At 48.2% G+C, this 9,249-nt stretch carries 15 protein-coding genes; 7 read left to right on the forward strand and 8 right to left on the reverse strand.

The features are described from left to right. Positions 1–107: 107 nt before the first annotated feature. Genes OGX83_RS14385 through OGX83_RS14415 form a run of 7 tightly spaced genes read right to left on the reverse strand, consistent with a single transcriptional unit; the run spans position 108 to position 3,447 of the window. A complete protein-coding gene (locus OGX83_RS14385; RefSeq protein WP_286588374.1) occupies positions 108–581 on the reverse strand; it encodes a class I SAM-dependent methyltransferase in 474 nt (157 codons plus the stop codon). A gap of 2 nt (positions 582–583) precedes the next feature. Further along, positions 584–820 carry a hypothetical protein gene (locus OGX83_RS14390; protein WP_286503305.1) on the reverse strand — a complete coding sequence of 79 codons (237 nt, stop codon included), beginning with the start codon at positions 818–820 and terminating at the stop codon, positions 584–586. Further along, a complete protein-coding gene (locus OGX83_RS14395; RefSeq protein WP_286503306.1) occupies positions 817–1,479 on the reverse strand; it encodes a hypothetical protein in 663 nt (220 codons plus the stop codon). Before OGX83_RS14395 ends, OGX83_RS14390 begins: the two co-directional genes overlap by 4 nt. Before the next feature lie 21 nt (positions 1,480–1,500). Next, the gene (locus OGX83_RS14400; protein WP_286503307.1) at positions 1,501–2,508 is read right to left on the reverse strand and encodes a phage replication protein O; all 1,008 of its coding nucleotides are present in this window, start codon (positions 2,506–2,508) and stop codon (positions 1,501–1,503) included. Next, the gene (locus OGX83_RS14405) at positions 2,505–2,747 is read right to left on the reverse strand and encodes a DUF4222 domain-containing protein (RefSeq protein ID WP_286503308.1); all 243 of its coding nucleotides are present in this window, start codon (positions 2,745–2,747) and stop codon (positions 2,505–2,507) included. The genes OGX83_RS14400 and OGX83_RS14405 overlap by 4 nt, the downstream gene beginning before the upstream one ends. 12 nt (positions 2,748–2,759) lie before the next feature. Continuing rightward, entirely contained in the window at positions 2,760–3,236 is a 477-nt protein-coding gene (locus OGX83_RS14410; RefSeq protein ID WP_286503309.1) for a toxin YdaT family protein, read from the reverse strand. Continuing rightward, the gene (locus OGX83_RS14415) at positions 3,223–3,447 is read right to left on the reverse strand and encodes a Cro/CI family transcriptional regulator (RefSeq protein ID WP_286503310.1); all 225 of its coding nucleotides are present in this window, start codon (positions 3,445–3,447) and stop codon (positions 3,223–3,225) included. The genes OGX83_RS14410 and OGX83_RS14415 overlap by 14 nt, the downstream gene beginning before the upstream one ends. 74 nt (positions 3,448–3,521) lie before the next feature. Here OGX83_RS14415 and OGX83_RS14420 point away from each other — a divergent pair, with 74 nt between their 5' ends. Then, complete coding sequence (locus tag OGX83_RS14420) at positions 3,522–3,926, forward strand: helix-turn-helix domain-containing protein (RefSeq protein ID WP_286503311.1); 405 nt, start codon at positions 3,522–3,524, stop codon at positions 3,924–3,926. Between the two features lie 225 nt (positions 3,927–4,151). Here the strand turns inward: OGX83_RS14420 and OGX83_RS14425 are convergent, their stop codons facing one another. Beyond that, complete coding sequence (locus OGX83_RS14425) at positions 4,152–4,622, reverse strand: hypothetical protein (protein WP_286502894.1); 471 nt, start codon at positions 4,620–4,622, stop codon at positions 4,152–4,154. 331 nt (positions 4,623–4,953) lie between these two features. On the opposite strand from OGX83_RS14425, the gene OGX83_RS14430 reads away from it, so the two are divergent. The 6 genes from OGX83_RS14430 to OGX83_RS14455 all read left to right on the forward strand — a co-directional run bounded on the left by OGX83_RS14430 (position 4,954) and on the right by OGX83_RS14455 (position 9,060). Beyond that, entirely contained in the window at positions 4,954–5,148 is a 195-nt protein-coding gene (locus OGX83_RS14430; protein ID WP_286503312.1) for a hypothetical protein, read from the forward strand. Beyond that, positions 5,141–5,326 carry a hypothetical protein gene (locus OGX83_RS14435; protein ID WP_044711810.1) on the forward strand — a complete coding sequence of 62 codons (186 nt, stop codon included), beginning with the start codon at positions 5,141–5,143 and terminating at the stop codon, positions 5,324–5,326. Before OGX83_RS14430 ends, OGX83_RS14435 begins: the two co-directional genes overlap by 8 nt. A gap of 333 nt (positions 5,327–5,659) precedes the next feature. Beyond that, the gene (locus OGX83_RS14440; RefSeq protein ID WP_286503313.1) at positions 5,660–7,456 is read left to right on the forward strand and encodes a RecE-related exodeoxyribonuclease; all 1,797 of its coding nucleotides are present in this window, start codon (positions 5,660–5,662) and stop codon (positions 7,454–7,456) included. Further along, positions 7,453–7,686: a hypothetical protein gene (locus OGX83_RS14445; RefSeq protein ID WP_125461414.1), complete on the forward strand. Its 234-nt coding sequence runs from the start codon at positions 7,453–7,455 to the stop codon at positions 7,684–7,686. Before OGX83_RS14440 ends, OGX83_RS14445 begins: the two co-directional genes overlap by 4 nt. Positions 7,687–7,742: 56 nt before the next feature. Next, positions 7,743–8,003, forward strand: coding sequence for an excisionase (locus OGX83_RS14450; protein ID WP_049016044.1), 261 nt, complete (start codon positions 7,743–7,745; stop codon positions 8,001–8,003). Continuing rightward, positions 7,981–9,060, forward strand: a complete 1,080-nt coding sequence (locus OGX83_RS14455) for a tyrosine-type recombinase/integrase (RefSeq protein WP_286503314.1) — start codon at positions 7,981–7,983, stop codon at positions 9,058–9,060. Before OGX83_RS14450 ends, OGX83_RS14455 begins: the two co-directional genes overlap by 23 nt. Positions 9,061–9,249 lie beyond the last annotated feature (189 nt).

Below are 9,249 nucleotides of genomic sequence, written 5' to 3' on the forward strand. Positions count from 1 at the left end.
AACTAAATTCGTTACCGTATTGTATATCACGAATCAAATAGCCGCTTCGCGCTTTTGTTCTCACACTGTAATAATCTATCGCAGGAAAATTTTGATTTAAACATGGGTTAGTCCTTCACAAAGATAATCCAGTGGGTTTTGTCGTTCTTCCCGGTACGCTGACCAATTGCAGGTTTCACATCTGTAAGCGCCAGAATCTGGCTAACTGAGATTTGTGTTTCGTTCCATTTGAAAATAAGCACGCCGCGTGGCCACAGCACCCGAAACGCTTCTTTGAAACCGGCGCGCAAATCAGAACGCCACGTATTTTTGTTCAATCGTCCGTACTTTTTACCCATCCAGGCAGACTGGCCCACGCGCTCGAGGTGCGGTGGGTCAAACACTACAACCGGAAAAGAAGAATCAGCGAACGGCAGTGAACGAAAGTCGGCAATCAGGTCGGGACTGATAACCAGGCGGCGACCGTCGCACAGCTCGTGCTCTTCGGCGCGTATATCAGTGAATACGGCGCGGGTGTCCTGCTTGTTGAACCAGAACATGCGGGAGCCACAGCACACGTCTAAAATGGTTTGCTCTACCATGCTCACTCCCCCTTCACGCCAATGCCAGCGGCGGCAACTTTTTCGACCAGTTCCCCCCACTGTGGCGTCAGCTTTTTTTCTGCCTGAGCGCGGCTACCCGCAGGGCCGTTCAAACTCACACGATAATGGTCATACGGGCATTTCAATCCGCCCCATACCCACCCCATATGATTTGGCTTCAGCGCGTATTCAGGCATGTTCCCGCAATCCGGACAGCGAGTTAATTCGCTCTGTTTCATTGCGCCAGCTCATTCATCAGCGCCCCGTGCTTTCGAATGCTACGAACAGCTTCACGAAGTTTTTCCAGGTTGGCCAGCTTCGCTTTTGTGCGGCGAATTTCATTTGAAATACCGCGTACCGTAGGGATCAGCAGATCATCAGGACGGCTGATGAAAGCGGGAATTTCCTCGACAATTTCAGTGACAGATTTTTCTGGTACTGGGGAAGTTGATGTCTCGAGTTCCTGGGTAGCTGAGCTTTTGTTTTTCACTGACGCCATGGCCGGCACCGAATAAACAAACTTGCTGCCCACTTTTTCGCGGATGATTCGCCCTTTTGTCATGTGGTGGGTCAGCATTGGCGCCACACGTTTGGACTCAATACCTGCCAGTGTTGCCAGCTCAAGGGATGTCTGTGGTCCATGTTCCGCCAGTAATGCGATGACGTCGCTGACTGATACACTTGCCGGTGTTTTGCTGACAGAACTGGTCGCCGTGGGCTGTGATTTAACATCCCCGGTAGCAACTTTCCAGTACCCGTTAACCTGAATAACCTCGTTACGTTCTTCCTGCTCACGCAGCATCCCGATCACCGCCGCAGGCCCAATTTTCATGCGCGCCGCAATTTCACGGGCAGTCGCTTTTTCCATCGCTTTCAGTACGTCTAAAATGGTTTCCATAAAATTCTCCAGGTTAATTTTTTAGCCCCTGAAACCTTCAGGGATGATGTTGTCCGGGACTGAAATGGCGTTAACATCCCGTGGTTGTGTGTTACCGCCAAGGCGGATAATTAATTCGTCCCATTTTTCCCGCAGCTTTGACGGACTCAGGACGTTGCGACACCAGAACGGGTCACGCTGCACGCGTTTGAATAAATCGCAAATCTGGCGATGGGTACGCCCGTCTATGCAGCGCATCAGGCGTATTTCGTTTGCCCAGGCATTCCAGTTAGGGTCTTTTGGGCGTGACAGTTCGCCGTCTGTCTCGGCGGCCTTCTCGTAGAGTTTTTTGATGCGGGAAAAAATCCACTCAGCGCACTGGTGATCCTCTGGTGTGCCCCATTTACCCCTTTGCTGTTCAGAGGATGATTTTTTTTCTTCGCCTGTGGATAAATCGGCTTCCGGGGACGCAGTTCCCGGACAAGAAGAGATCTGTATGTATTTATCTGTTTTAAGATCTGTATAGAGAATAGATTCGGCTTGAGAGCCGTTTCCAGGATTCGGCTTATGGGCCGTTTCCATTCGACTCAAGAGCCGTTTGGTTTCGGCTCGAGAGCCGTTTCCATTCGACTTAAGAGCCGAATCCAGCACTGGCGGGAATATAAGGGCAATTAGTGCCTCTTCGTTGATGCGATAATGCATCTTCGGCGTACCGTTTACCTTGCGTTTCTTCTCTTCGATAACACCAGGCAAATACTGGCTGATTATTTTGCTCATTGCCTTGCGGATGACGTCCTCACTGGATGCTCGAACTTCCGCAGCAATTACCGCATGCTCTTTGTAAAACCAGCCATTTTCGAGGTGGGATTTACCAGACCAGAACACCAGTTGATTCAGAATCGCCGCGAGTAAATGCTGTTGGCGGTCACCGGCGAAAAAATCCAGGTAAGGACAAGGGATCGTGATGCTGTTCCCCTGACCGGACATCGACTGGACAATCTCAAAAATTCTACACACACAAAACTCCGTACCTGCTGTGCGCTCTGTCATGACTGCACCTTCCTGAATTTGAGTTCAAACTCTCTCCGGCCTGTCTCGCAGATGTCCTGATAACCTTCGTATCGGTACATAACCCGAAGATGAGAAACTCTCATTACCGTCACCATGCGTCCGCGTTCGTTGCGGTATTTCATCCCCGGAATCAGTTCAGCGCTGCGATCGACTGTTTCCGCCAATGCTTTGTGCTTCATCGCATTTTTCATGCGGTCTACTAATTCCTGGGCAAGCATGGGAGCCTCCTGTTACACCGAGCGGTGACCAATTTGGTTGAACTGGATGCTGACGCCGGGAATGAGATCGGCCAGCGCCTGAATTGCCTCTGCCGTTTCTTTGCGGATTATCTGCATTGGCTTACCAGTCAGCACCGCGCTGGTCGCCTCGATGCACTCACGGTTCGCAATGGCCACCAGGTTATGTAAGTCATGCTGACCAGCCAGCTCTGCATCCATCGCAGCTCTGATTGCTGGCGCCAGCGCAGCTGCCTGACCACGATAATTCGGCGTGTCATTTCGAAATGCCCGCTGGATGATCTGCGTGTTGTTATGCAGGCGGCGCGCATACTCTGACGGGTCGACGATATCCGCCAGGCTGTCCAGCAAATCACCGTAGTGATGCGCTGTAATCAGCGGGATTATCTTTTTCCAGCCCCCTTTCCTGCCATCCTTCATCGCCCACTCTTCCAGCTCGAGGGCCAGCAATTTGATCTCATTGATTTTCATTGTTCAATTTTCTCCCTTTCTTTGCTTTATCCTGGATTTCATAAAACAACGGGTCATATTTCAGAACCCCACCTGTTAGACGCTCTAACCTAACTGCTCGCTTTTCAGGAATGGCGCTCCCCCATCGGGTGACCGCGACCTGAGAAATACCAAGCGCTCGCGCAACGGCAGCTTTGGAACCAAAAAACTTAATCACTGTCTCTGTGAACATGCGTCCTCCACATAACTAATGTTAGCAAAATAAATACTAACAAAAGTTATGTCAAGTTAACTTATATTAGGCTTATGAAAATTGAAACTTTGAGTGATCGCATCGCCGCCAGGCGCAAAGAGCTTGGACTAACACAGCAGCAGCTTGCTGATCTGGTTAAGAAGTCCAGCGTTAGCGTATTCAAATGGGAAAGCGGCCAAACTGAGCCAAAGGGGAAAAGTCTCTTTGCTTTAAGTACTGCGCTGCGCTGTTCTCCGACCTGGTTACTTTTCGGTGATGAAGAACAAATTCCCACCCCAGTGGAGTCACTTCCTACGTCGTTAGATGAACGGCAGCAACGTCTTTTAGATTTGTTTGATTCTCTTCCTGAATCAGAAAAAGAGTCCTATCTCAATGAGTTAGAAGCAAGAGTTGAAAATTTTAACCGCCTCTTTGAAGAACTTCTAAAAGTTAGAAAATCCCAAACAAATAAAAAATAGCAAGTCAGTCAATGACTTGCGTTTTTTTACATCTCACAACTTAACTATTGTTATTTTTACTCTTGCCATTTAAATTACCTTTAGTTAATCTCATGTCATCAAGTAACCACACGCAGTGATTACTCAGAATCAAAAATGTTCCGTTTACCCTGGCGATACAGGGCCAGAAACAAAAAAGCGCCCTACTGGACGCTTAGCTCTTTAACAATCTGGATATCTTTAACGTTAATAGCTGACCATTGGAGCTGAATCTGTATCAAATACATTCTTACAGGAAGGACATCTGCTTTGATTAAAACTCGCATACATACTCACCTGCAATGGCTGCAGTATCGATATTTTCTTAGTAGCAAAACAATGTGGGCAAAGATGCACAATTATTTCAGTATCACCCACAATCTGCTTTTTCGAATACACCAAAGAACCAGAGTCAAGCTTGCTAAGAACATAACCTTCAGTCTGGCTTTTAAAGTCTTCGTACTCTGCAATTTTTGCTTTGAGAAGTACTGCTTCTTCATCACGCAAGCGGATCGCGTCGCCAAGCGAAAAACATTCCGCCTGAAGCGTAATTAGTTTGCTCTGGAGTTCGATAGTTGCCGCTTTAACTTCAGCATCCGTTTTCGCATCATTGATGACTTTAGCGAGACCAGCAGTCTCCTTTATCGCGGCCATAGCAGCCGATAGTTCAGCGATCACTTTGAATACTCATATTATTGTTGGGGATATCCAGATTAACCGAATCCTTGTTGTTGGGGAATAGCAGGATCCACCACGCCTGATGTGGTTAAAAGCAGGCTAAAGCAATAACAAGTAGGACCCTGTTCTGGCGGCCCGGTGTTTTCCCGTATGTATCCGGTCACCGCCAGCTTTTTCAGGGAACAACGTGCAAGCGCACTCCTTCACTTACCAGTTATGGGTGACAGGTGTGAAAGAGGCGGAGTGCGCTTGCAGATGTGATTAATTGCTGTGTGTGCCGCGTGGTCTTTGCCCATCCCCCACGATGGGCACCTTTTTTACCGGAGGGTTTATGAAAAATTCACAGCCAGTTATACCGGACGGGGATCCCGATGTGGAAAGCTCAGTAAGTAATTTTATTCATCAGTTAACCGTTCCTGCATTTCGCGACCGCCTTACAGCTGAACTTGAGGCACTGTACGAACAACAGAAGGCAGCTCTCGCTCACACAGAATCTTTACTCAGGATGGTGCGTGCCAATGGTTAAATTTACCAGCGAAGATATTGCCCAACGTACAGCTGAAGCTGAATATAAAAAGGCTGTGGCTGATATAACTGGAGTTCAGAAATACAAAGATGAAGCGGTGCTGGATATGTGCTTCATCAAAGTAATGACCAAAATAGTTAACGACCAGAGGGTTAATATTAGCGAGTTTCTACGCTGACCTTTTATTTACCCCCTTCGATAACTTCAAGCAATTAAGAGATTTTTCATTTATGCCTTAACTGGCAGGGCTAACTACATCCATCAATGATGGCCCTGTCATAATCAGCTATACAGGGAGGGTAAGTGACACTTGAGTGCTGTCCGTATTGTAAAAAATGGAGTTCTGTTGACTCCATGTATAAATCAACAAAAAGAATGCATAAGAGAGTTGTGACTGCTTATTTCTGTAACCTTGAGCATGCTATCTCCTACAAAAAAATTCATGAACCGCGGCGCTGTAATTTAAGCAGAAGCAATGCGCGCCATTCACATAAACATTATTGAGGCTAATATGACAACTGGATTAAAAAAGTTTGGTGGGAGATTCGAACCGAAAAAAAGTGCGCTTGAAAAAGATAGTACGCTTCCGGTTTATGTTGCTTTTAAACAATCGAAAAATAAAACAATTGCAAAGACCTTACTGCATGCGGATTTTATACAGTTCGCACCAGATTATGCTGATGATTATTTTGCTCCCAAGGTATGGGAAGCAGATGAGGGAATGTTCTGCACTGTTGAAGGGCAGTTCTATACCGACCTCTTCACCGGTGACATTATCTGGAATGCTGAAAAAGGCGAACCAGAGCGCGTTATGGTTGAACCAGAGCTTGCTGGCGATAATGAAAAACTTAATGCTGGCGCGCCGGAAGAGCAAATGAAGCCGGTGAAAGAACTTGATGTGCTGGCCCGTGCATACTGCCTCGCGGTGTTTGGTGCCATTGATGAAATCACCCCTTCTCAGTATGGCCAGTTAATCGACATGCTGAATGATGATGAATTTAGCCCTTTACGCGAACAGGCAGAGGGTCTTGCCAAAGAACCCCGCATTCTTGCCATGCTTCCTGAAAAACAGACCGAATGCCTAGCCTGGGTGCGTCAGAAGGCGCGCGACAATGCGAAATGGCCAGACTATAAAAACCTGTTTACCCAATGGGCTGATACCCCGCCCGATAAACGCGAGCCAGTAAAGTGTGTTCAGACTGGCACCAGGAGCAGTGACAAGCCGACCATGAGCGAACTTGCTACCAGACTGCGCTATCGCACAGCCATGGGAAAATTATCCCGATCCATGGATTTCGACGTGTGCAGCCCTCCAGTTGGCATTGAAATGCGCATCAATACCATGCTGTGCAGTAAAGATGTCGAGATTGATGACTGGTGTGCGCCATTTTCACGTACACCGGGTATTCATGATTATCACCCGGCGTCCATCGTGGCCATCATCAAAACCGCTGATGAAAAACTTCATATTTACCCTGGCGAACTTCGCCAATACATCGATAGCTGCATTACGGGTTTTGACTGCGTTAATCCACCACAACTGGTCATTGATATTGCCTGCGGCCGTACGTCTGCCCCGCTCCCACAAAAAAATGATGGAGCAAAATCTGATGGTAAAACCGAACAGACGTTACAGGACGAAAATTTACCACCAGCAGTCTGCCCGGCTCGCGCTGCAGAGCTCGACAAGGAACTGGATGCAGCATTTGCCAATAGCGCCTCAAATGAGGGCGAAAAAACGGAAGTGACCGAACAGGAAGACGACCGGCCACTTCTGGATGATCATGAAATTGAGATTGCCCACGCGCTGAACGATCTGCTTTCCGGACGTACTGACATTATGGGCAAAGAAGAAGCAGAAGGCGTTGTGGCATGCACTGGTCATATTATCGCTGACGTTCTTCCTCTGCTAATCATCGATATCGCCACCACTGAATTTTGTCTGTCGCCCAATTTCAGCGACGAAGAAGTTCACGATGTGGCAACGACAATTCTTGATGGCTGGTCTGATGATGCCGCCGTACGTCAGAAAATCGCCCTCGACGCGATCGTGGAATATCGTCGCCCGGAACCGCCAAAACCGGTGGTGATGGATCCTCCCGTGGTTACCGTTAAGCCGAAAAAGGAACCAGAAACAGTATTTGCGCCAAAACCAGCCCCGATGGCCCTCACCTACCGCCAGCAACTGACGCTCGCAGCTCTGCAGGGGATGTGTGCTAACCCGGCATACCGCGGCGATTTTGACGAATTGCCGCACATGGCCGCAGCGTTGGCCGCTGGGGTTATAAGTGCGGAGGCGGAGCAGTGACAGAGAACTTAACCGGCGATGAAGCCCTGACTCGCTCCCTGCACGTCTGTGATGACGGGCGAGACTGGACAGCAAGACTCGTGTGGATGATGGGGGATCGTAAGCGTATCAGCGAACATGCCCATTCTTTACCGCCAGCACTACCACAAATCGTAAAGCCAACGATAAAGCCGAAAGCCAGGAAAAAGCAGCGCCGGGTTAAACCAGCGGTAAACCTGACTGATTTTTGACAATCAACCTGCGCCTGCTGCGTCACGTATGATCGCAGCTGGCTATCGAGGTGCATATGAAACTTTTATCACTCGAGCGCTGGGCGGAAGAACGCTATGAAGAGCCTCCGCAGATAGGAACCCTCAGAAAATGGGCGCGTAACGGTAATATTTACCCGCCTCCGGAAAAAGAGGGAACAGAGTACAAAGTCAGGCCCGATGCCATTTTTATCAGGCCAAACAAATACTGTAAGACTGTTAACACAAATCAGAGCAGATACCCGTTAAAAGGGCGATTGATAGAGAGGATTATCGATGGCGAGGCCGGACAAGTATGACGCTAATTTGCCTAAGAATCTGACCTATCGTAAAGCCAGGAAGTCATATTCCTGGCGCAATCCCGTCGACGGAAAAGAGATATCTCTGGGTAAAATTTCGCGCAGGGAAGCGATCGCCCAGGCCATCGAAGCAAATCACTACATCGATAAAAATTACACTCCAATCGCCCTACTCGAACAGCTGAAAGGTACTAATGAATACACCATGGCCAACTGGCTCGATCGGTACGAAATTATCCTACAGCGACGCAAGCTGGCGGCCAATACTTACAAAGTTCGCGCCGGGCAGCTGGCGACCATTAGAGAATACTTTGGCGTAATGATACTGGCCAGCATAACCACCCGCGATGTGGCCGAGTTTATTGAGCGCTGGACGGAGTGCGGCAAAATAACAATGGCAGGAACCATGCGATCAGTACTATCTGATGTTTTCCGTGAGGCCGTTGTGGAAGGGCGTGTTGATTCCAATCCTGTTGACCCCACTCGAGCACCGAAAATTAAAGTGCTGCGCGAGCGCCTGGAATATGAAATGTTTATGACCGTTCGTGCTGGTGCAGAGCGAATGCCAGCATGGTTCGGCCTTGCGATGGATCTCGCCCTGGTCACCGGTCAGCGACGTGAGGACGTCGCCCGGATGCGCTTCAGTGACATTAAAGATGACCGACTGTACATCGAACAACAAAAAACCGGGTCTTGCCTGGCTATCCCACTTTCACTGACATTGAAAGCATCCGGCCTTAGACTGTCGACCGTCATCGATCGCTGCCGGCTTGTCAGTCGATGCGATTTCTTGATAAGCCCTGGGATCAGAAAAAGCAGTGAAGATGGAAGCATAAACCTGGACAGTCTGACAAAAGGTTTTGTGAAAGCACGAAATTTTTCTGGTTTAAAGTTTTCAGAAAACCCACCTTCATTTCATGAAATTAGGAGTCTTGCGGGAAGGATGTATGAGAAGGAATTTGGGAAAGATTTTGCGCAAAAACTACTGGGGCACAAGTCAGAAAAAATGACTGAGAAGTATCTTGATACGAGAAAAAAAGAGTATGTGCTGATCTAATTTTTCTTCGTAAATGAATTGTGAATGTTAAAAATGGTGTGGTATAACGAATAAAGACCGAATATTGGAATTCGGACAAATTTCGGACATTTTCGGACATGGAGTCCTAAGTAACTGAAATTAAAGCCAGATAAAAAGAGACCGAATACGATTCCTGTATTCGGTCCAGGGAAATGGCTCTTGGGAGAG

Origin of the sequence: Citrobacter sp. Cpo074, from assembly GCF_030332745.1 — a bacterium.
Classification (GTDB): domain Bacteria; phylum Pseudomonadota; class Gammaproteobacteria; order Enterobacterales; family Enterobacteriaceae; genus Citrobacter; species Citrobacter portucalensis.

Bases quoted from the DNA above. Each gene is read 5' to 3' on its own strand.
- OGX83_RS14385 (WP_286588374.1), bottom strand. From the start codon at position 581: ATGGTAGAGCAAACCATTTTAGACGTGTGCTGTGGCTCCCGCATGTTC.
- OGX83_RS14390 (WP_286503305.1), bottom strand. From the start codon at position 820: ATGAAACAGAGCGAATTAACTCGCTGTCCGGATTGCGGGAACATGCCT.
- OGX83_RS14395 (WP_286503306.1), bottom strand. From the start codon at position 1,479: ATGGAAACCATTTTAGACGTACTGAAAGCGATGGAAAAAGCGACTGCC.
- OGX83_RS14400 (WP_286503307.1), bottom strand. From the start codon at position 2,508: ATGACAGAGCGCACAGCAGGTACGGAGTTTTGTGTGTGTAGAATTTTT.
- OGX83_RS14405 (WP_286503308.1), bottom strand. From the start codon at position 2,747: ATGCTTGCCCAGGAATTAGTAGACCGCATGAAAAATGCGATGAAGCAC.
- OGX83_RS14410 (WP_286503309.1), bottom strand. From the start codon at position 3,236: ATGAAAATCAATGAGATCAAATTGCTGGCCCTCGAGCTGGAAGAGTGG.
- OGX83_RS14415 (WP_286503310.1), bottom strand. From the start codon at position 3,447: ATGTTCACAGAGACAGTGATTAAGTTTTTTGGTTCCAAAGCTGCCGTT.
- OGX83_RS14420 (WP_286503311.1), top strand. From the start codon at position 3,522: ATGAAAATTGAAACTTTGAGTGATCGCATCGCCGCCAGGCGCAAAGAG.
- OGX83_RS14430 (WP_286503312.1), top strand. From the start codon at position 4,954: ATGAAAAATTCACAGCCAGTTATACCGGACGGGGATCCCGATGTGGAA.
- OGX83_RS14435 (WP_044711810.1), top strand. From the start codon at position 5,141: ATGGTTAAATTTACCAGCGAAGATATTGCCCAACGTACAGCTGAAGCT.
- OGX83_RS14440 (WP_286503313.1), top strand. From the start codon at position 5,660: ATGACAACTGGATTAAAAAAGTTTGGTGGGAGATTCGAACCGAAAAAA.
- OGX83_RS14450 (WP_049016044.1), top strand. From the start codon at position 7,743: ATGAAACTTTTATCACTCGAGCGCTGGGCGGAAGAACGCTATGAAGAG.
- OGX83_RS14455 (WP_286503314.1), top strand. From the start codon at position 7,981: ATGGCGAGGCCGGACAAGTATGACGCTAATTTGCCTAAGAATCTGACC.